The organism is Kitasatospora sp. cg17-2 (genome assembly GCF_054031055.1).
On record NZ_CM132923.1, the window covers coordinates 9521754 to 9542232 of the forward strand.

The 20479-nt window shown below is 74.2% G+C and carries 20 protein-coding genes and 1 pseudogene; 10 read left to right on the plus strand and 11 right to left on the minus strand.

From position 1 onward, the window contains the following. Nucleotides 1–408 precede the first annotated feature (408 nt). On the minus strand, nt 409–1284 hold the full coding sequence (locus tag ACW14Y_RS39860) for a DsbA family oxidoreductase (protein ID WP_456988378.1): 876 nt from the start codon (nt 1282–1284) through the stop codon (nt 409–411). 95 nt (nt 1285–1379) lie between these two features. Further along, on the minus strand, nt 1380–1799 hold the full coding sequence (locus ACW14Y_RS39865; RefSeq protein WP_053648489.1) for an RrF2 family transcriptional regulator: 420 nt from the start codon (nt 1797–1799) through the stop codon (nt 1380–1382). A 204-nt stretch (nt 1800–2003) separates the two neighbouring features. Here ACW14Y_RS39865 and ACW14Y_RS39870 point away from each other — a divergent pair, with 204 nt between their 5' ends. Then, on the plus strand, nt 2004–2546 hold the full coding sequence (locus tag ACW14Y_RS39870; protein ID WP_380301770.1) for a cupin domain-containing protein: 543 nt from the start codon (nt 2004–2006) through the stop codon (nt 2544–2546). 16 nt (nt 2547–2562) lie between these two features. Here ACW14Y_RS39870 and ACW14Y_RS39875 read toward each other — a convergent pair whose 3' ends face one another. Continuing rightward, complete coding sequence (locus ACW14Y_RS39875; RefSeq protein ID WP_456985272.1) at nt 2563–3441, minus strand: TauD/TfdA family dioxygenase; 879 nt, start codon at nt 3439–3441, stop codon at nt 2563–2565. A gap of 137 nt (nt 3442–3578) precedes the next feature. Here ACW14Y_RS39875 and ACW14Y_RS39880 point away from each other — a divergent pair, with 137 nt between their 5' ends. Further along, the gene (locus ACW14Y_RS39880; RefSeq protein ID WP_380392005.1) at nt 3579–3908 is read left to right on the plus strand and encodes a UBP-type zinc finger domain-containing protein; all 330 of its coding nucleotides are present in this window, start codon (nt 3579–3581) and stop codon (nt 3906–3908) included. A 22-nt stretch (nt 3909–3930) separates the two neighbouring features. Here the strand turns inward: ACW14Y_RS39880 and ACW14Y_RS39885 are convergent, their stop codons facing one another. Together ACW14Y_RS39885 and ACW14Y_RS39890 are read right to left on the minus strand one after the other, a co-directional pair. Beyond that, complete coding sequence (locus tag ACW14Y_RS39885; RefSeq protein ID WP_380442519.1) at nt 3931–4449, minus strand: dihydrofolate reductase; 519 nt, start codon at nt 4447–4449, stop codon at nt 3931–3933. After that, nucleotides 4446–5243: a thymidylate synthase gene (locus tag ACW14Y_RS39890; RefSeq protein ID WP_456985273.1), complete on the minus strand. Its 798-nt coding sequence runs from the start codon at nt 5241–5243 to the stop codon at nt 4446–4448. The genes ACW14Y_RS39885 and ACW14Y_RS39890 overlap by 4 nt, the downstream gene beginning before the upstream one ends. A gap of 492 nt (nt 5244–5735) precedes the next feature. Here ACW14Y_RS39890 and rho point away from each other — a divergent pair, with 492 nt between their 5' ends. Next, a complete protein-coding gene (gene rho / locus ACW14Y_RS39895) occupies nt 5736–7187 on the plus strand; it encodes a transcription termination factor Rho (RefSeq protein WP_456985274.1) in 1452 nt (483 codons plus the stop codon). Nucleotides 7188–7287: 100 nt separating this feature from the next. Beyond that, nucleotides 7288–8295, plus strand: coding sequence for a S66 peptidase family protein (locus tag ACW14Y_RS39900; protein WP_456985275.1), 1008 nt, complete (start codon nt 7288–7290; stop codon nt 8293–8295). A 38-nt stretch (nt 8296–8333) separates the two neighbouring features. Here ACW14Y_RS39900 and ACW14Y_RS39905 read toward each other — a convergent pair whose 3' ends face one another. Further along, the gene (locus tag ACW14Y_RS39905; RefSeq protein ID WP_456988380.1) at nt 8334–9062 is read right to left on the minus strand and encodes a nucleotidyltransferase family protein; all 729 of its coding nucleotides are present in this window, start codon (nt 9060–9062) and stop codon (nt 8334–8336) included. Nucleotides 9063–9276: 214 nt separating this feature from the next. Then, nucleotides 9277–9762, minus strand: a complete 486-nt coding sequence (locus ACW14Y_RS39910) for an SRPBCC family protein (protein WP_456985276.1) — start codon at nt 9760–9762, stop codon at nt 9277–9279. 256 nt (nt 9763–10018) lie between these two features. Between ACW14Y_RS39910 and ACW14Y_RS39915 the strand changes: the two genes are divergently transcribed. From ACW14Y_RS39915 to ACW14Y_RS39925, 3 genes and pseudogenes are all read left to right on the plus strand, one after another. After that, entirely contained in the window at nt 10019–10627 is a 609-nt protein-coding gene (locus ACW14Y_RS39915) for a VOC family protein (protein WP_456985277.1), read from the plus strand. A 192-nt stretch (nt 10628–10819) separates the two neighbouring features. Further along, a pseudogene (locus ACW14Y_RS39920) lies at nt 10820–11047 on the plus strand (helix-turn-helix domain-containing protein); the annotation flags it as partial. After that, nucleotides 11044–12120, plus strand: a complete 1077-nt coding sequence (locus ACW14Y_RS39925; RefSeq protein ID WP_456985278.1) for an alpha/beta fold hydrolase — start codon at nt 11044–11046, stop codon at nt 12118–12120. The pseudogene ACW14Y_RS39920 and the gene ACW14Y_RS39925, both read left to right, overlap by 4 nt. A 92-nt stretch (nt 12121–12212) precedes the next feature. Here the strand turns inward: ACW14Y_RS39925 and ACW14Y_RS39930 are convergent, their stop codons facing one another. The 3 genes from ACW14Y_RS39930 to ACW14Y_RS39940 all read right to left on the minus strand — a co-directional run bounded on the left by ACW14Y_RS39930 (nt 12213) and on the right by ACW14Y_RS39940 (nt 16545). Further along, nucleotides 12213–14978 carry a helix-turn-helix transcriptional regulator gene (locus tag ACW14Y_RS39930; protein WP_456985279.1) on the minus strand — a complete coding sequence of 922 codons (2766 nt, stop codon included), beginning with the start codon at nt 14976–14978 and terminating at the stop codon, nt 12213–12215. 133 nt (nt 14979–15111) lie between these two features. Beyond that, nucleotides 15112–15882, minus strand: a complete 771-nt coding sequence (locus ACW14Y_RS39935) for a VOC family protein (protein WP_380383351.1) — start codon at nt 15880–15882, stop codon at nt 15112–15114. Nucleotides 15883–16080: 198 nt separating this feature from the next. Then, nucleotides 16081–16545: a hypothetical protein gene (locus tag ACW14Y_RS39940; RefSeq protein ID WP_266272021.1), complete on the minus strand. Its 465-nt coding sequence runs from the start codon at nt 16543–16545 to the stop codon at nt 16081–16083. A 321-nt stretch (nt 16546–16866) separates the two neighbouring features. On the opposite strand from ACW14Y_RS39940, the gene ACW14Y_RS39945 reads away from it, so the two are divergent. Beyond that, nucleotides 16867–18264, plus strand: coding sequence for a DUF7507 domain-containing protein (locus ACW14Y_RS39945; protein WP_456985280.1), 1398 nt, complete (start codon nt 16867–16869; stop codon nt 18262–18264). 72 nt (nt 18265–18336) lie between these two features. Here ACW14Y_RS39945 and ACW14Y_RS39950 read toward each other — a convergent pair whose 3' ends face one another. Further along, nucleotides 18337–19035 (minus strand): hypothetical protein, encoded by a 699-nt coding sequence (locus ACW14Y_RS39950; RefSeq protein WP_456985281.1) that lies wholly within the window; start codon nt 19033–19035, stop codon nt 18337–18339. Nucleotides 19036–19320: 285 nt separating this feature from the next. Between ACW14Y_RS39950 and ACW14Y_RS39955 the strand changes: the two genes are divergently transcribed. Both ACW14Y_RS39955 and ACW14Y_RS39960 read left to right on the plus strand, forming a co-directional pair. Further along, on the plus strand, nt 19321–19659 hold the full coding sequence (locus ACW14Y_RS39955) for a PadR family transcriptional regulator (RefSeq protein WP_380301734.1): 339 nt from the start codon (nt 19321–19323) through the stop codon (nt 19657–19659). Continuing rightward, nucleotides 19656–20273, plus strand: coding sequence for a hypothetical protein (locus ACW14Y_RS39960; RefSeq protein ID WP_456985282.1), 618 nt, complete (start codon nt 19656–19658; stop codon nt 20271–20273). The genes ACW14Y_RS39955 and ACW14Y_RS39960 overlap by 4 nt, the downstream gene beginning before the upstream one ends. Nucleotides 20274–20479: the final 206 nt, after the last annotated feature.

Genomic DNA, 20479 nt, shown 5'->3' on the forward strand with positions numbered 1-20479 from the left:
CCGGGGCCCGGGGCGCCGGGTTCAGGGCCCGGAGCGCCGGTGGTCAGGGTTCGTACGAGCGGTTCGCCCGGGCGGGCCGGGGGGAGTGGCGGCGTCGTGGCCGCCAGGTCCGGACGCGGTCAACAACAGTGGGTGCTGCTGGTGCGTCGGTGACTCGTCCAGCGGCGCACCGGGAGGGGGTGCGTGGAGGTCATGGACTCATCCTGGCCAGGTCAGCGGCCTGCTGTCAATGGACACCAAAAGGTGTCCCTTTGCTCCGGCGGATGCCGCAACACGCCCTCAATGTGCCGTTCACGCGGCACCGTTGCGACGTCCACGGAGCGTCGTTGCGGCGGCGGGATCCGGCCGGTGCGCCGTGCGCGGGGCGGCGCCGTGTGACGTCTTCGCCCCGTTCGGAGGCGTGCTCCGTCAGTCGTCGGCGGGGGAGCGGTGGGCGGAGCGGTGGGCGGCCACGACGGCCGGGCCGGAGCGTTCCTGCGGGTGGAGGACGACGTCCCCGTTGGCGGTCCGTACGCGCCGGGCGCCGGGCGGAAGGCTTCCGGCCGCTCCGGCCAGCTCGGGCGAGGTCAGGCTCCGGTAGCGCTCCAACAGGTCCGCGGCGCTGGGAAGGCCGTCCGTCGGCGGCAGCGGCGCGCGGGAGACCGAGGCCAGCGCGGTCCGGTACTCGTCCACGCTCCGCCACCCCGGCACCACCCGGCGCCCGCCCGGCCCGGTGAACACCACGGTCGGCAGCGCGTACCGGTGGCCGCCGTCCTCGGTCTCCTTCGCCGCCCCCGGGTGGGGCCCGTCCCCGCGCAGGCCGATCACCTCCGGCAGCGGCCGCCTGGCCTCGGCGCGGTCGCGGCACACCCGCTCGCGGACGGCCGCGGAGGCCAGATCGGCCCGCAACCGAGGCTCGTCGAGGCCGGGCACCCCCGCGACCGCCGCGAGCACGCGCCCGGGGGTGTCGGCGGGCTCGCCCAGCACGAACACGCTCTCCCGCAGCCGGCGCAGCACCCGGTCGGCGACCAGCGGTCCCTGCGCCTCGGCGGCGGCCGCCGCCAGCGAGGACGGCCAGCTGCTCGCCGCCACCCAGCCCAGCCGGGCGGCCCTCGGCGCGCCCGCGTAATCGGTGATCCGCTCGACGTACCCGGCGTACCAGGCCGTCTCGGCGGCCGGGTCCGGCGCGGGCTCCTCGTCCTCGTCGAAGAGCACCCCGAAGACCCTCCGGTGCCGGCAGAAGCCCTCCGCCTCGCGCAGCAGCGCCCGCAGCCTCGGCTCGGCCGCCCAGGACCACGGGCACATCGGGTCGGTGTACTCGACGACCTCGACCGCAGTGGCCCCGGGGCCTGACTCGTCCACGGCCCCGGTCCCGCCTTCGGTCCTGCCTTCGTCCCCGCTCACGCGGTCGCCACCCGGTCGCCGGAGCGCACCAGTTGGGCCACGGTCGTGCCCGAGAGGATCTCCACGGCGCGCTCCTCGACGCTGCGCCAGACCGACGGCAGTCCGTGCGCGGGGCCCGGGTAGTCGAGTCCGGCCAGCGGCTCGCCGCGCAGGGTGATCACCTCGCCGTCCACCGCGCGCACCACGTCCAGCAGGGTGATCTCCTCGGCCGTCCGACCGAGCCAGTAGCCGCCCTCGCAGCCGCGCTGGCTGCGGACCAGCCCGGCCCGCCGCAGTTCGCCCACCACGGACTTGAGGAACCGGAACGGGATGCCCTGGGAGGCGGCGATGGCCTCGCAGGTGAGTGGGCGCGACGTGTCGCAGGCGAGCTCGACCAGAGCCCGGGCGGCGTAGTCGGCCTTGGCGGATATGTGCATGCACCCGAGTATCCCCCGGGCGGAGCGGTGCTCAAGTCCCTTGTCCGCCAAGGGCGGGCCCGGTCGGCGGGAAAAGACACCTCTTGACATCCTTTTGCCGCCGGGCCTAGCGTCCGGTGACATCCCGGGGCGTCGGGCGCGGCCGGGGGAGGCACCGGGAGACGCCGCCCCCTGTCCTGATTCATGCCGCGACCTAGGAGCACCATGTCCGCCGAACCCCACCCGCACACCCCCGCGAACGCCGCCGAGGGGGCGGCCGTCGTCACGGAGGCAGGTACCGGCTTCCACCCGCACCTGCACGGCACGGACGCTCCCGCCGGCACCGCCCTGCGGGCCCGGCTGCACCACATCCGCGCCGGCGAACTCGACGACGGCACCGCCCAGACCGGCGGGATGCGGCGCTTCGCCGCGATCAGCGGACGGACGGTCGGCTCGGAGAAGCTCTGGATGGGACAGACCCACGTCGCCCCCTCGACCGCCTCCTCCGACCACCACCACGGCGAGTCCGAGACCGCCATCCACGTGGTCAGCGGTCACCCGGAGTTCGTCTTCGTCGACGACTCCTCCGGCACGCCCGAGGAGATCCGTCTGCGGACGGGCCCGGGCGACTACATCTTCGTCCCGCCGTTCGTCCCGCACCGGGAGGAGAACCCGGACCCGGACGAGGAGGCGGTCGTCGTCATCGCCCGCAGCACCCAGGAGGCCATCGTGGTCAACCTCCCCGGCCTCTACGCCCTCGGCGACTGACCGCGCCGGCGTTCTCTCACCGGGCGGCGGGCCGGTCCGCCCAGACCCGGGCCAGACAGCGCCGCTCGCCCGGACCGGCGGGATCGCTGAACCCGGTCCGCCCGTGCAGGACGGCCGTGTTGTCCAGGAGCAGGAGATCACCCCGGCGCAACGGGACGCGCAGGACCGTCCCCGGGTCGGTGAGCACCCCGTGGAGGGTGTCCAGCGCAGCCAGCCGCCCCGGCGGGAACGGCCGACCGGCCTCCCGCTGGCCGCGCTCGATCCAGTAGCGGTTGTACTGGACGTGCAGGCCGTGCCGGCGCTGCTGGAACACGGGGGAGACGCGGTCGAAGTCCGGCCCGCGCCCGAAGTGGAAGTCCTGGTACAGGTGGTGCAGCGCGGACGGGTCCTGCTCCGCGAGACGGTCGTGGACGGCGCGGGCGCTGACGAGCAGCGACTCGCCCCCGGACCGGGCGGGGCGGATGCACAGCAGACCCAGCAGCCACGGCGACTCGGGCCCGTGCGAGCGGTCGGTGTGCGGGTCGAGCGTCCTGGCGTCGCCCTCCCGCTGCCTGGCGCGGTCGGCGGCGGAGAGCTCGACCGCCGGCGCGGTCTCGGCGGTCAGCAGGTCGTCCGCCGCCGGGCCCGCCGGGAGCGGCAGCACCGTGCCCAGCCGCGCGGCGAAGCGCCGGCACAGCTCGGCGCACTCCGGATCACCGAGGCCGTCCAGCTCCAGGCCACGCACCAGGGCCAGCCCCGGCCCGTGGCGCAGGCCGTGGGCGACGCGGGCGACGACGTCCTCCGCGTCGTGCGGTCCACCGGGCGAGCTTCGCGGCCACGGAACGACCCAGTCCTGCTCGTCCAAGGTGTCGGGGGTCCAGGCCCGGGGCCCCGGCCCCTCGGCGCGTCCCGTCATCGGTGGTCCCCTTCCGGTCGCACGAGCGGGAGTCCCGACACCTTGTTCCCCGCCCGGCAGGCCGAAAACCCCGCCCGCCCCGGGCCTCCGGGCGCCCCCGCCTGCGCCGCCGGGTCCGGCCTCGTAAGGTGTGCCCCGTGAACGATCGGCACGAATGGCGGGTCGCGGCCGATCCCGGCCGGGCCGTCCAACCGACCTGCGACCACCTCGACGGGCTGCACGAGGTGCCCGCGAACGCGGCCCCCGGCTGCGAGGACTGCCTGCGGGAGGGGCGCACCTGGGTGAACCTGCTGGCCTGTCTGAGCTGCGGGCACGTCGGCTGCTGCGACAGCTCCCCGGGGCAGCACGCCTACCGGCACGCGCACGCCCACCACGCGCACCACATCGCCCGTTCGCTCCGGCCGGGCGAGGACTGGGCCTGGTGCTACACCGACGAGGTCTACCTGCGGCCCGCCCGACCGGCGTGATCGCGACGGCGGGCCCGAAGGGTCAGTCCGGGTCGCCGCTTCGCGCGTACGTACGGATCCGGTAGCCCACGCCGGTCACCGAGGTCTGCGGTCCGCCGTCCTCGGTGACGGTCCAGGCGGGGCCGACGGCCGGGGCGTAGGTGTCACCCGGCACCGACAGGTCGACCTCGGTGACCGACAGGGTCACGGCCCGGTCGACGACCTGGCGGTAGAGCTGCCCGCCGCCGATCACCCAGATCTCGGCACCGGTACCCGTCCCCGGTTCCGCGGCCGCGAGGTCCAGCGCCTCGTCGAGGGACCCGGCGCGCTCCGCGCCGTCCGCGGACCACTGCGGGTTGCGGGTCACCACGATGTTGCGCCGCCCGGGCAGCGGGCGGAACCGCGGCGGAAGCGACTCCCAGGTGCGGCGGCCCATCACCACGGGGCGGCCGAGGGTGGTCGCCTTGAAGTGGGCGAGGTCCTCGGGCAGGTGCCACGGCATCGTGTTGTCCGCGCCGATCACACCGTCCGGCGTCTGGGCCCAGATCAGTCCGATCCTCATACCGCGACCGGTGCCTTGATCGCCGAGTGGTGCCGGTAGTCGACCATCTCCACGTCGCCGAACGCGTAGTCGAAGAGCGAGTCGGCCTGCCGCAGTCGCAGCTCGGGGAAGTCGAACGGCGTCCGCGAGAGCTGCTCGGTCACCTGCTCCAGGTGGTTGGCGTAGATGTGGCAGTCACCGCCGGTCCAGATGAAGTCCCCGGGCTCCAGACCCACCTGCTGCGCGACCATGTGGGTGAGCAGGGCGTAACTGGCGATGTTGAACGGGACCCCGAGGAACAGGTCGGCACTGCGCTGGTAGAGCTGGCAGGAGAGCCGGCCGTCGGCCACGTAGAACTGGAACAGGGCGTGGCACGGGGCGAGCGCCATGGCGTCCAGCTCGCCGACGTTCCAGGCCGAGACGAGCATCCGGCGCGAGTCCGGGTCGTTGCGCAGCGTGTCGAGGACCTGACTGATCTGGTCGACGTGCCGGCCGTCGGGAGTGGGCCAGCTGCGCCACTGGACGCCGTAGACGGGGCCGAGGTCGCCCTCGCGGTCGGCCCACTCGTCCCAGATGGTGACCCCGTGCTCACGCAGCCACTTCACGTTGGACTCGCCGCGCAGGAACCACAGCAGCTCGTACACCACGGACTTCAGGTGCACCTTCTTGGTGGTGACCAGCGGAAACCCCTGTGAGAGGTCGTAGCGCAACTGGTGCCCGAACACGCTCCGGGTACCGGTGCCCGTCCGGTCGGCCTTGGCCGTCCCGGCGGTGAGCGTGTGCTTCAAGAGGTCTTCGTACTGGGTGTCCACCACGAGGGGCAAGTGTACGTGCCCGTCCTGCTCGCCCCGGCCCCGGACCGCCGCCTGCCCGGGAGCGCATCGATATTTCCCGGGCGCCGCAGCCACCCATGGTGCTACCCTGCATACAGGCGATGCTGGAAGCCCACCCCTCGGGGTGCGGGAACCAGGCGCTGTTCCACAGCTGAGCCGCTCGTAGCGGAAGGCCCCGGACACCGGCGGACCGAGGCAGCTCCAACGCTCCGTTCCCGGCACATCCGCAGCAGTCGAGTGCGCTCGCCCCGGGCATCCCTCGGGCGAACCCGCGTCAATGCGACAGCGACAGTCGACGCCACCCCACGGGCCCCTTCATGGTCGTGCCGAGGTCGCGCCGTCCGCCGTCCCGCGTATGTCGACCGGCTTTCGGCCGAACCGCGATCCCGCTTTGCGTGCCCGCCCGGCCGCCCACGGCCGCCGCGCCACCGCACCCTTCACATCACACTTCTCACACCACAGGAGTACCTGCTCGTGACGACCACCACCGAACCGACCACCACCGCCACCACGCCGCTGGACGGCCTGCTGAAGGCCGACCTGCACCAACTCGCCTCCGCCCTGGGCATCCAGGGCGCCGCCCGCCTGCGCAAGGGCGAACTCGTCGAGGCGATCACCGCCACGCGCTCCACCGCCACGCGCTCCACCGTCCGCCCGCCGGCGACCGAAGTCCCCGGGCCCGCACAGCGGGCCCGCGCCCGCTCCGACGGACCGGCGCAGCCGGACACCGCCGCCGCGAGCGACCTCCTCCCCGTCGCCGGAGTGCTGGACATCCGTGAGGGCAGCGCCGTGCTGCGCACCTCCGGTTACCTCCCCGGGCCCACCGACGTACACCTGCCCGCCGGTCAGGTGCGCGCGCTCGGTCTGCGCACCGGCGACGTCCTGACCGGCGCGATCCACCCCGGCGCCACCCATCCCGGTGCGACCCGCCCCGGCTCGGCCCGCCCCCGTGCGAACGGTGCCCGTCCGAACGGCGCCCGCCCGCAGCTGGCCCGGGTCGACACGGTCAACGGCAATCCCGCCGAGGAGTCCCGGCCCCGCCCGGCGTTCCACGAACTGACCCCGCTCTACCCGCACCGGCAGCTGCGCCTGGAGACCGAGAGCGATCCGCGACAGCTGACGGGCCGTGTCATCGACCTGGTGGCGCCGATCGGCAAGGGCCAGCGCGGCCTGATCGTGGCACCGCCGAAGGCGGGCAAGACGCTCGTCCTGCAGTCGATCGCGGAGTCGATCGCCCGCAACCACCCCGAGGCGCACCTGATGGTCGTCCTGGTCGACGAGCGCCCGGAGGAGGTCACCGACATGCGCCGCTCGGTCAAGGGCGAGGTCATCGCCTCCACCTTCGACCGGCCCGCCCGCGAGCACATCGCGCTCGCCGAACTCGCCATCGAGCGGGCCAAGCGCCTCGTCGAACTCGGCCACGACGTGGTCGTCCTGCTCGATTCCCTCACCCGCCTCGCCCGCGCCCACAACGCCAACGCCCCCGCGAACGGGCGGACCCTCAGCGGCGGCCTCGACGCGAGCGTCCTCCAGCACCCGAAGCGGCTCTTCGGCGCGGCGCGCAGCATCGAGAACGGCGGCTCGCTGACCATCCTGGCCACTGCCCTCGTCGACACCGGCTCCCGGATGGACGACCTGATCTTCGAGGAGTTCAAGAGCACCGGCAACATGGAGCTCCGCCTCGACCGCCGTCTCGCCGACCGGCGCGTCTTCCCGGCCGTCGACGTCAAGGCCTCCGGCACCCGCCGCGAGGAACTCCTCCTCGGCCCCGTCCGCACCCCCGCGACCTGGGCGCTGCGCCGGGCCCTGGGCGGCCTCGACACCCAGCAGGCCACCGAACTCCTCCTGGACCGCGTGAAGCGCACCCGCGGCAACGCCGACCTGCTGCGCCAGGTGGTCACCAACTCCCCGTCCCACCAGGCCTGAACGCAAATACCCCGGCCCACTTCCTCCGCGCCCCTGCACCGCGGTGGGCGTCCGCCGAAACCCGCGTGACGTCACGGACGGCACCCACGACACTGACGCCATGACTCCCTCCGCACCGCCCCGACTGCTGCGACCGCGCGCGCTGAGGCCCGGAGACCTCGTGGTCCTCGCCTCCCTGTCGGGCCCGCTGCCGGCCGCCTACGAACCCAACGTCGAGCGGACGGTGGCCCTGTTCGAGCGGATGGGGTTCCGGGTGCGCCGGGCTCCGCTGCTGGAAGCGGGACGCCGCCACTGGTGGAGCGCTGCCACGCCGGCGGAGATCGCCGGGGAGCTCAACGCTCTGCTGCGCGATCCCGAGGTGCGCGCGATCGTCGCGAGCGACGGCGGCCAGACGGTGTTCGGCTACCTCGACCTGATCGACGTCGAGGCGGTCAGGGCCGACCCCAAGCCGATCCTCGGCTACAGCGACATCTCACTGCTGCACCTGGCGCTCCACGCGCGCACGGGCTTGGTCGGGTTCCACGCCGACATGGCCGTCCCCGGCTTCGGCGGGCACTGGCAGTCCGCCCCGGCGCCGCGTCGGGCCGAACTCGAAAGGCTCTACTTCGAGTTGCTGACCGGCACCGAGGCCATCGGCGCGCTGCCGGCGAGCCCGTCGTGGGAGTGCTGGCGCCCCGGCCGGGCCGAGGGCCCGCTGATCGGCGGGGTGATCAATCGCCTCGTGCTGGCCCAGGCGACGCCCTTCGCGCTGCCGCTCGAACGGTTCGACGGCGCGGTGCTGTTCTGGGAGGAGATGGGCGGCCTGGCGTCGTACGTGTGGAGCTACCTCCAGGTGATGCGGCACTCCGGCATCCTCGACCGGATCTCCGGCATGGTCGTGGGCGTGCCGCGCGAGATCGGCGGCCTCGAACCCGGCGCGTCCCCCACCCTGCCCGAGATCGTGCTCGACGTCCTCGGTGACCGTGACATCCCGGTCCTGGGCAACGTCGACTTCGGGCACGCCGGTCCGAACCTGCCGCTGCCGCTCGGCATCCGCGTCGGCCTCGACGCGCGGGAGCGGACGTTGTCGCTGCTCGAACCGGTGGTGGCGCCGCCCGCGGCGGCGTGACCGCTGCCGACTTCCCCGTGTCAGCCGTGTCAGCCGTGTCAGCCGGGCCCGGCGGGTCCGGAGAGTTCGCCTTCGACCTCGGCCAGGTCGTGCGGCGTGTTGATGGCCCGCCAGGGGCTGTCCACCGGATATCCCATCAACTGGCGTGCGCGGACCAGTCGGGGCAGGGTGGTCCGCTCGTGGTCGCCCTCGTCGGGCAGCATGTCCACGACCTGTGGTTCGAAGACGAAGACGCCGCCGTTCACCCGCAGGGGCGGCGCCGCCGGCGAGACGAGGGCGGTCACCCGCCCCCGCTCGTCGCAGTCGACGCTGCCCCTGGGCAGCCAGGGCCGGGCGAGGGCGAGCGTGGCCGGCGCGCCGTGCCGCCGGTGGTGGGCGAACATCGCGCCGAGCGGGAACCGGGTCCAGATGTCGCCGTACAGCGCCAGCCACGGTTCACCGGGCCGCCCCAGCGCGGCGGCCGCCAACTTGAGCCCCCCGCCCCGGCCCAGGGGCCGTTCCTCGACCACCAGGTCCGTGCGCAGCGGCAACCGCTGGGAGGTGAGGTAGTCGTCGATCACCCCCGCCAGGTGCCCGGCGGAGACGACGACCTGCTCCACTCCCGATTCGGCGAGCCAGTCGAGCTGATGGCGCAGGATCGGTCTGCCGCGCACCTCGACCATGGGCTTCGGAAGGCTCAGCGTCAACGGCCGCAGCCGACTCCCGGCCCCGCCGGCCAGGACCACGGCCTGACGCACCGCATCAACATCGGAAGCCTCGCCGGCCATGCTGGCTGTGAGTTGTGACACAGTCACTCAGCGTAGTGCATGCCTGGTCCCCGTGGGTGACGAATCCGCCCAAGGTCCTTGCGGCCGAAGGACGTTCCAAGCGCCTCGGGTGACTGCTGCGCCGGTGCGTCGTCCCGACCGAGCGGGCGCCGGGGCGTTCCCCGGGTCTCGCCCTCCGGTCGAGGGCCGGTCCGCGGGTCGGTCCGGGGGCCGGTCAGTGGGTGTGACGGGTGGTGGGGTCGGGCCGGTCGTGGGGCGGGAGCGGGCGGGCCTCGACTGCCTTGACCGTGTTCTTCAGCGCCTTCGCCAGCACGCCCTTGCCGACGCTGCCCAGGAGCAGCCCGGTGAGGCGCCCCCTCAGGTTCTTGCCCTCGCGCACCACCACCGCGTCCAGCCGCGTCGTGCCGTCCGGCAGTGGTGTGAAGGTGTACGTGTGCCCGGAGGCGCCGCCCCAGAGGTTGGAGTCGACGGTGGTCATCACCACCCGGTGCGGGTCGGACCAGTCGTAGTGCAGCCGCTCCCAGATGCCGCCCGAGCCCTCGGTGACGTCGGCGCGGTCGGATCCCATGGTGTGGACCTTCAGGTACTCGTCGGCGCTGTTGCCGAACAGTTCTCGGCGGCCCGGGCCGAAGTCGGTGAGGCAGGACACGAACTGTTCCGGTGTCGCGTGCGTCCGCTCGGTGAGGTGGATGGTGGCCATGGTGTGTTCTCGTGCTCCTCGGGTCGGGCCGGTCCGGTGCGGGCCGGTGATCGCTGGACCCAGGTTGCCGGTCGGTGCCCTCCCGTCGAGCCCGTGTCGGACCCTGGTCCACCTGCCCCCGGGCCCTGGCCCGGGTGACACGGGGGACACGGGCCAGGGTCTCCACCAGGGTCCGCCCCTGGGGCGACGGGCCGGTGTTCCCGGGATCGTTGTCGGCGGGTGCCGGGCGGCACCCGCCGATGCGAAGGAGTAGCAGATGACGGTGGATCTCAGGATCGAGGTCGTGGTCGTGCCGGTCTCGGACGTGGACCGGGCGAAGGAGTTCTGGACGCGGATCGGCTTCCGCGAGGACGTCGACTTCTCCGGCCCCGGGGGTTTCCGGGTCGTGCACCTGACGCCGCCCGGCTCGGCCGCGTCGATCGTCGTCGGCAACGGTGTGACCGACGCGGAGCCGGGGTCGGAGCGGGGCGTGCACCTGGTCGTGGACGACGTCGTGGCGGCGCGCGCCGAGCTCGTGGCCCGAGGCGTCGACGTCGGCGAGGTGTTCCACGACGAGGGCGGCGTCTTCCACCACGCCGGCACCGCCGGCCGGGTGCCGGGGCCGCATCCGACCCGGCAGTCCTACGGCTCGTTCGCGACCTTCGCCGACCCGGACGGCAACACCTTCGTCCTGCAGGAGGTGACGACGCGACGGCCCGGCCGGATCAGCCAGGTGGTCTACCGATCGGTGGCGGAGGTCGAGCAGGCGCTGCGCGACGCGGCGCTCGCCCACGGCGAGTACGAGGCGCGGCTCGGCCACCACGATCCGGACTGGCCGTCGTGGTACGCCGCGTACATGGCCCGCGCCGCCGGTCTGGGCGGCTGACACCCGGTGGCGGAGTCCGGTCACCGGGCCGGTCACCGGGCCGGGCGCGATAGGCCGACCGACGGCGGACGAGGGAGGAGACCGATGCCGACGAAGAGGGAGAGCGGGCACGGGAACGGGAGGCGGGGAGCCGTCCTCGCCGACGTGGCCGCCGCGCACCCGCCGGACCGCGCCGCGGCGCCGGTCACCCCGCTGACCCGACAGGAGCACCGGGTCGCGGACCTGGCGGCCGGAGGACTGACCAACAAGGAGATCGGCCTGCGCATGCACCTCTCGCCGCGCACCGTCGGCTCGCACCTCTACCGCGTCTTCCCGAAGCTGGGCATCACCACCAGGGCGGTGCTGCGCGACGCCCTGAACCGGACCACGACCGTCTGGGCACGTCAGCAGGTTCCCGTTCCGAGGAAGGATCGAACATGATCGACAGGCGTACGTTCTCCAAGGCGGTCGGTCTCGGCCTGGGCGCCGCGGCCGTGCCCGCCGGGGCCGTCGCCGCCGACCGCTCCGGCCGCCCGGCCGCGGTCGGCCCGGCCGAAGGACCCGCTCCGGCCGAAGTGCCCGCCCCGGCCAAAGGACCCGCCCCGGCGCGGCCGTTCGGCAGGCTGAAGCAGGTCCGCGCCGGCGTGCTCGACATCGGCTACGCCGAGGCGGGACCGGCGCACGGCCCCGTGGCCGTCTGCCTGCACGGCTGGCCGTACGACATCCACAGCTACGTCGACGTTGCCCCGCTGCTGGCCGAGGCCGGTTACCGGGTGATCGTCCCGTACCTGCGCGGCCACGGCACCACCACCTTCCGGTCGCCGACCGAGGTCCGCAACGCGCAGCAGTCCGCCGTCGCGCTCGACATCGTCGCCCTCCTGGACGCGCTGGGGATCCGCAGGGCGGTCCTGGCCGGGTTCGACTGGGGTTCGCGGACGGCCGGCATCGTCGCGGCGCTGTGGCCGGAGCGGGTCAGGGCCCTGGTGTCGGTGGGCGGGTACCTCGTCACCGACGTCCGGGCGCAGCAGAACCCCCTGCCGCCGAAGGCCGAGCACACCTGGTGGTACCAGTACTACTTCGCCACCGACCGCGGCCGCCGGGGCCTGGAGAACCCGCAGTACCGCCGCGAGCTGTGCCGGGCGGTCTGGGCGGAGGCCTCGCCGACCTGGGCGTTCGACGACGCGACCTTCGAACGCACCGCCGCCGCCTTCGACAACCCCGACTACGCCGCGATCGTCACCCACAACTACCGCTGGCGACTGGGGCTGGCCGCCGGCGAACCCCGCTACGACCGCTACGAGCAGCGGCTCGCGGACCGGCCCGCCATCGGCGTCCCGACCATCACCCTGGACCCCGGGCTCGATCCCTTCCTGGCCTCCACCGACGGCCTCGGGTACCGGAAGTTCTTCACCGGCGCGTACGAGCACCGGGTGCTCGACGGCGTCGGGCACAACGCGCCCCAGGAGGCCCCGACGGCGTTCGCCCGGGCCGTGCTGGACGCCGACCGCCTGTGAGCACACCGCCCCGGTCCGGCCGGCCGTGACCCGGGCGGCCAGGCCCCGGCCGGCGCGGTCACGGCCGACGCGTGGTCACGGCCGAGGCGTGGTCACCGGACGCCCGACAGCGCCCCGTCCAGCTCACGGCGGGAGGCGATCCCCAGCCTGACGAAGACCTTGCGCAGGTGCCACTCGACCGTCCGGGGGCTGATGAACAACTGGGCCCCGATCTCCGCGTTCGAGTGCCCGGCGACCACGAGCCGGGCGATCTGGGTCTCCTGCGGGGTCAGGGCCGGTGCGTCGACGGCCCGGCGGCGGACCGTCTCGCCGGTGGCGAGCAGTTCCCGCCGGGCCCGCTCCGCGAACGCCTCCATGCCCATCGCCGCGGTGGCCCCGTGCGCCGTCCGCAGCTCGGTGCGGGCCTCGGCCCGCCGGTTGCGGCGGCGCAGCCACTCGCCGTACAGCAGCCGGGTCCGCGCCTCGAACACCCGGAGCCCGCCCCGCTCGTAGTGCTCGATCGCGGCCCGGTAGCGGTCCTCGGCGTGCTCCTCGGGCCCGGTCAGGGCGTCGGCGACCGCCGCCGCGCCGCGCGCCCAGGGGGTGCCGGACAGGCTCCGGTCGGCGAGCCGTTCCCGGGCCTCGCGCGCCTGTGCCAGTGCCTCGGGGTCGTCGGTGCGGGTGGCCGCCTCGATCAGTTCCAGGCAGGTCCAGTGGTGCACGGCGAGGTCCTGGTACTCCAAGCCCCGTCGCGCGGCCTCCAGTGCGAGCGGGTAGTTGCCCAGGCCGTTGTGGAGCACCGCCCGGGCGCACGCGGCCACGGCGATCGACCGGCCCGGACCGCGCCGCTCGCCCTCCCGTTCCAGCGTCTCCAGGATCTCCAGGGCCGGCCGCTCCCGCCCCCGGTAGGCGCTCAGCAGCCCCGTGGTGGCCAGGCGGGCCGCGGCCCCCACCGGTTCCTCGGTGTTCGCCCCCTCGGCCAGCAGGTCCCAGGCCTCGTCGAAACGGCCCGCCAGGCCCAGCGCGGTCGCCCGGTGGGGGAGCGCCGTGGAGAGGACCGACAGGGCGCCCGTCGTCCGGGCGAACCGCACCGCCCGGTCCGTGACGTCCAGCCACGCCGCCAGGTCGCCGAGCTCCCCGGCCGTGCCCACGGCCGGCCCCAGGACCGCCGGGACCGCCGGGTCCTCCCCGTCGGTGACGGCGCGCAGTGCCCGCGCCAGCAGAGGGAAGGCCTTGACCGGTCCGTCCTCGGTCCAGACGGCCAGGGCGTGCAGGAACGCTCCGGCCGCCTCGTCGTCCGCAGGTCCGTCCCCGGCCGTCCCGCCGGCGGGCAGCAGGCCGCGGGCGGCCTCCGCCACCCGCCGCAGCCCGTCCTCGTCGAGCCGTCCGGCCCGGACGGCCGCGCCGAACGCCGCGAGGCAGGTCTCGCGCGCCGCCGCCGGGTCGAGCTCCCCGAGCGTCACCGCAGCCGCGAGCAGCGGCCGTATCGCGCCCGGTCCGGGGTCGGTCAGGGCGGTCGCCCCCGCCCGGAGCCGGTCGGACGCGGCCTGCTGCCACCGGTCCAGCGGCCCGAGTCCGGCGGCGGCGAGCAGGTCCGGGACCCGGTCCGCCGCGCCCGCCGCGAGATGGGCCGAGGCCGAGGCCAGCGCCCGCCGGGCCCGCTGCGCCGGGTCGGGGCTGAGCGCGGCGGAGCGCTCCAGGAACGAGGCCGCGGCGGCCCGGCCGCCGCGGGCCAGGGCCCGGTCCGCCGACCGCTCCAACGCGTCGGCGACCGGCTCGTTCGGACCGACCGCCGCGTGGGCGAGGTGCCAGGCACGCCGGTCGGGGTCGCGCTCGGCGTCGGTGGCGTCGGCGAGGGCGCCGTGCACCGCCCGCAGGTCCGCGGCCCCGGCGCGGCGCCAGACCGCCGAGCGCACCAGCGGATGCCGGAACCGCACCGGGGCGCCCAGCTTGAGCAGCCCGGCGGCCACGGCGGGCGGCGCCGCCTCGGGCCCGATGCCCAGCGGGCCGAGGGCGCGCCACAGCAACAGCTCGTCGCCGACCGGCTCGACCGCCGCGAGCAGCAGCAGGGTGCGGGTGTCGGCGGGCAGCGCGTCGACCCGCCGACGGAACCCCTCCTCGACCCGGGTCGCCACGGGGGCGAGGCCGTGTCCGCCGAAGCCGAAGGCCAGTTCCGCCGCCGACAGCCCCTGCGGCAGTTCGAGCAGGGCGAGCGGGTTCCCACCGGTCTCGGCGACGATCCGGTCCCGCACCCGCGGGTCCACCGGACCGGGCAGCACCGAACCGAGCAGGGTCCGGGCGTCCGCGTCGGCCAGCCCGCGCAGGGGCAGACCCGGCAGATCGGCGAGCTCGCCCTCCCCGTCGGCGAGCCGCTCGGCGAAGACCAGCGCCACCGATTCGGCGTCCAGTCGGCGGCCGACGAACCCCAGGATCCGCAGCGACATCAGGTCCAGCCACTGGGCGTCGTCGACCAGGCACACCAGCGGGCTCCCGGCCGCCGCCTCGGCGAACAGTCCCAGCACCGCCATCCCGACCAGCAGCAGCTCGGGCGCGGGCCCGCCGCTCAGGCCGAACGCCACCCGCAGCGCGTCCTGCTGGACCGGCGGCAGCCCGTCCAGATGCGTCAGCAGCGGAGCGCAGAGCCGCTGCAGGCCCGAGTAGGCGAACTCCGACTCGGCCTCGACGCCCTCCGTCCGGACCACCCGCATCCCCGCCGCCCGGGCGGCCACCTGGTCGAGCAGCGCGGACTTGCCGATCCCCGGCTCACCGCGCAGCACCACGACCCGGCTCCGCCCGTCGCGCACCTCGCGCAGCAGCCGCTCCAGCGTCTCCGACTCCCGCTGCCGCCCGAGCAACTGGCGCGCCGCGTCCTGCTCCATCACGCTTCCTCCGCCGGATCTCCCCTGGCGGAGAGCCTTCCCCAGGAGCTTCGCCCCCATCCTACGAACCCCGCGCGCGGCCCGGCCCGGCCCGGTGTCGGCCCGGTGACGGCCGGCCCCGCGCGCCGGAACGTCAGGGTGTGTCGACGGTTCCCTCTCCCGGCTCCGCGCCGCCGCGCCACAGCCGGAGCGCTTCGGGGTCGCGGAGCCCGGCGGTGGCCCGGTGACGTTCGCCCTCGGTGAGGTCGAGCGCGTTCAGTCGACGGCGCCACTCGTCGACACCGTCGGTCTGCTCCAGGGCGGTGCCGAGTTCGACCAGGGTGGCGAGTGTCCGGGCGACCTCCAGGGGCGCGGCGGTGTCCCCGTGCCGGCGCAGGGCTGTGACCAGGGCCCGCAGCGCCGCACGGTCGTCGTTCTTGAACTCGCTGAGGACACGGGCGTTGTCGAGCGCCTTGGCCAGGCCGGTGAGCGACTTCGAGCCGCCGTGCTCCAGCTCCGCGGGCTCGTCCCGCTGGATGAAGATGATCGAGTTCCCGGACGGGTCGACGAGGGTGAAGCGGCTCGCCCCCGGCCTGAACCGGGTGATGCGCGGCCGGCCGGTGGACAGCGTCCGCCCGTAGGCGGCGCGCAGGGACCGGGTGAACTCGGCGTGGTACGCCGCGACTTCGTCGACGAGGACCAGGCAGCCGCCGCCGTCCTCGTGGCTCGGATCGATGTTCCTGGGCGGAGTCCCGAAGTGCAGGGCGAACCCGCTCCACTCCAGTGCCAGGTAGACGTAGGGCCGGGTCTGCTTGTAGGTGACCTCGAATCCGAGGGCCTGGTAGAACTCCAGCGTCTCGTCGACCGACACGCACGGCAGCACCGGCACCGTGGTCTCGTTCGCGCGCACCGTCGGTCCTGTCATAGCGGCCACCTCATCGCCTCCTGCTCCGATCCGGACCTCCGAGCCTGCCGCAGAACCGGCCCCGGCGCCTAGCGAGTTGTTCCGTTCCGTCGCTGCCGCGACGGCGCCCCGCCAGGTGCCGGACCGGACCGGCCCGGCCCGGACTGGACCGGACCGGCACCTGGCGTGCCGGGCCGGTCCGGCCTCGGGCCCCGGAGGTCAGCCGCGGGGGACGGCCTTGGTCCACCAGCCGCCCCAGTTGCCGCCGGCGTCCCGGTCGCGGAACAGGTCCGCGCCGATGGTGAAGGAGCGCGAGCCGATGCTGAAGGCGTTGCCCTTCTTGTTCACGATCTTGACCTTGTTGGCGAAGTCGTGGTCGCCGCCCAGGGACATCCACGCGGCCTGCGCGCCCTTCGGCGGGAACCAGGTGGTCCACACGTTGAAGTCGGTGCCGATCACGAACAGCTGCTTGGTGCCGTCGGAGAGGGTGACGTAGGTCTTGCCGTCGCCGTAGTCGCCGCCGCAGAAGAAGGTGCCGCCGCTCGCGCTGCAGGTCTTGGGCCGGGGCGCCGGCTGGGCCTGGCCCCGGTCGTCGCCCTGGCTCTGGGCGAGGGCCGGGGACGAGGCCAGTCCGAGGGTGGCCACGGCGGCGAGGGCCACGACGGCGGTCCTGATCCTGTTCATCACTGCTCCTGGGGAGTGCTGGTGCTGCACGGGAGGTGCGGGCCGGTCCGGCCCGCGGCCAGCCTCGGCCAGTCCTTGACGGAGCGTCAACGAATTCCGGGGCCGGTGCCCGCGGCGCAGGTCGTCGATGCCTCTGTGGGCACGAAACACCGGAACGGTGAACCGCCCGGCGGTCGCGGCGGGGCGGGGCGCGCTCCGGGGCGGTTCGCGCCGACGCGTGCTCCGGGAGCCGCGCCCCGCGCTCTCGTCCGTACAAGAACCATTGCCGCACCCTGAAGGCGGATGCCACCGGATCCCGGCACCGGAACGAAGGGGAAGACCGTGACCACTCCCGCCCCGTCCCGCATCACTCTCGTGAACGGCAGCTTCGAGCAGCCCGCCGTCCCCGCCGGCAGCAACGCCCTGCTGCCCGACGCCTCCCAGACCCAGAGCCCGAACCGCGTCCCGGGCTGGCTGACCACCGCCACCGACCACCTCATCGAGATCTGGCACGACGGCTTCAACGGCGTCCCCTCCGCCGACGGCGCGCAGTTCGCCGAGCTCAACGCCAACCAGGTCTCCACCCTCTACCAGGACCTGCCCACCACCCCCGGCGCCACGCTGTACTGGCGGCTCTACCACCGCGGGCGGCTCGGCCAGGACACCATGGCGCTGGACATCGGCCGGCCCGGCGCGGTCGTCCAGCAGCGCCAGTTCACCGACGGCACCACCGCCTGGGGCTTCTACTCCGGCACCTACACCGTCCCGGCCGGGCAGACCGTCACCCGCTTCGCCTTCCGCTCGGTCGCCTCCGCCGGCGGCAACCAGTCGGTCGGGAACTTCCTCGACGGCATCTTCTTCGGCACCGCCCCCGCCGTCGTCCTCACCAAGTCCGCGATCCCCGACGGGCCGCTCCAGGTGGGCGACACCCTCACCTACCGGATCGTCGCCAGGAACGAGGGCGGCGGCAACGCCGAGACCCTCGTCCTGACCGACACCGTTCCCGACGGCACCAGCTACCTGCCCGGGAGCCTGCGCATCGTCGACGGCCCCAACGCCGGGGCGAAGACCGACCGGCCGGGCGACGACCAGGCGTCCTACGACCCGGTGACCAACCGGGTGACGTTCAACCTCGGCAACGGCGCGACCGCGGGCCACGGCGGCAGTCTGCCCAACACCGACACCCTGCCGAACGGCACCACCGTGGAGTACCGGGTCACCATCGACGAGGAGAGCGCCGGCGGACACATCACCAACACCGCCACCGCCACCTACGAGAACCGGCTCGGCGCCACCCCCGAACCCCTCACCGCCACCTCCGGCCCGGCCGACACCGAGGTCCTCCCGGCGGCCGACCTGGGCGTCACCAAGTCCGCCGACGAGACCACCGTCACCGTCGGGCAGACCGTCACCTACCGGGTCACCGTCCGCAACGCCGGCCCCAACACGGCCACCGGCGTCACCGTCACCGATCGCCTCCCGGCGGGCCTGGCGTTCCTCTCCGCCGAGGAGGGAGTCGGCACCTACCACCCCGGCACCGGCGAGTGGAGCGTCGGGACGCTGGCCGCCGGCGCCTCCGCCACCCTCACCCTGCGGGCGAAGGCCACCGCCCCGGGCACCGTCACCAACACCGCGACGGCGCACGCCGCCGAGACCGACCTCCACCTCGCCGACAACGCCGACTCCGTCACCGTCTGCGTCAAGGCCGCCCCCGCCTGCCCGCCCGCCGGCTGCTGCTGATCCTGCCGGCGCCGCTGTCCTGCTGGCCGGCCCCGCCCCACCCGGGGCGGGGCCGGCCGCGCGGGCGCCGCCTCACTGCAGGATGTTGATCGCGCGGGCGATCACCAGCGTCGCCACGATCAGGGAGGTCGCGGCCTCGACCATCATCAGCAGCTTGGCCCACCGCTTGATCGCGGAGACATCGGTCGGGCTGAACGCGGTCGCGGTCCAGAACGACAGCGACAGGTAGTCGGCGAACCGCGGCACCCAGCCGGCCGGCGCGTAGGCCGTGTGCTGCATCTCGGGGAAGACGAACGCCGGCTCCGCGGCGGGCCGGTGGGCCCGCGCCGCCGCGCCGCCCCGGTCCAGGTCCCAGTACCAGAGCGCGAAGGCGATCACGTTCGTCACCCAGGTCACGCCACCGGTCGCCAGCAGACCGGTGGCGTTGTTCGCGAACAGCTTGTTGTCGGTCAGGATGTCCGACACCAGGTGGATCCCGGCGTACAGGTTCGACGCGGTGATGAAGGCGATGACGCTCTCGGTGACCACCCGCAGCCAGGCCTTCTCGCGGTCGATCCGCCCCGGATCGCCCACGACCAGCACCACCAGCAGCGTGAACAGCACCACCGGCACCACCCACACCGGATCCACCCGGTACGACGCGGGCAGCGCCACGTGCAGCAGCCCGGCACTCACCACCGCCACCGCCACCGGCCACCAGTGCTCCCCCCGCACGGCACCCCCACCGGATCCCACCGAGGACGGACCGGCCGGACCGGTGCTTGCGCGCATGCCTCATTCTGACCTCGTCGGTGCGTGCCCCCCGCGATCCGCCGCGCGACACGCGGCCCGCCATGTCGACCGTTTCGCCGGACGCCCCTGCCTCGTCGAGGGATCCGTTTGCCCGGTCGTCGCGATCCTCCGTCGAGTGTCGAGAACTGTGCTTACCTCTAAGGCCTTTGACGGTAAATCACGCTCCGCGTCGAATCGGTCGCTGCTACCCTAGGTAGAGCACCTACCGGGTGTGCGGGTCCTGGGACCCGCGCACCCGGGACGGACGGAACAAGGGGGACGGGTATGCCGATCAGGATCACCACAGCTACGGCCCGAGTCCTCCAGGCCCTCCTGGCGGACCTGGACGCCGAGTTCTACGGGAGGGAACTGATGAAGACCACCGGGCTGCAGAGCGGCAGCCTCTACCCGATCCTGCTGCGACTGGAGAAGGAAGGGGTGATCACCAGTCAGCAGGAGGAGATCGACACCAGGACGGCAGGCCGCCCCGCCCGCCGCTACTACCGGATGACCGGCGACGGAGTGGTCGCCGCACGCCAGGCCCTGGCCGAGGTCCACGAACTGACCCGGGCCCCCGGTGTCGGGCTGCTGCCGGGGCTCGCCCCCCAGGGAGGTGCCGCGTGAACACTGTCGCCACCGGGACCGCCGGCAGCCTCCTCCACGAGCTGGCCGCCGTACCGCGGGCCGAATGGATCGTCGCGCTGATCGCCGCGATGGTCGCCGCCGTGGCGTACGAACTCGTCGTCAAGGTCGTCGTCCGCAGGATCACCGCCAGCCTGCCCTTCGTCCTGCTGCGCCTGACCCGGGTCATGCTCCGGCGGGACGCCTGGAGGGTCCTGTTCCACGAGATCTGGGCCCCGGACCTGCACGACATCCTCGACCCGGGCGAGGGCTCCGCGGCCCGCCGCTACCTCGAGGCCATGCGGTTCTCGCTCTCGCTCCTGTTCGGCGGAGCCGTCCGGGCGGCCCGCCAACTGCCGGGCCCGGCCCGGTCCGCCCCTTCGGCCGCCCGTGTCCACCGCGTGATCCGCGTTCTCCGTTCGGACCTGCGGTCCGCCGGAGTGTCGATGAGCGGCGTGGCCGCGCTGGTCATCACGGTGGTCCGGCTGGGGTCCGACTCGCCGACCTCCGAGAAGGTCCTGACCGTCGCCGCTTGGCTCCTCTCCGTCGGGGTGCCGGGTCTTCGGCGCCTCGACCGCGTGCGCCGCAGCCGTCGACAGCCGGCCGCCAAGGACTGACGACGGCTCCCCGCACACGCCGAGGGTCCCCGGAGCACCAAGTCCGGGGACCCTCGGTGCTTCGGCGCGGTGCCCTTCGACACCCGGGAGCCTCCCCGGCGCTCCCTGTCGGTCCGCCCGCCGCCGAAGCACCCCGCCGAAGCACCCCGCTGAACCTCGCTCCGCCGAACCTTGCTCCGCCACCGGGACGCCCCCGTGACCGGGGA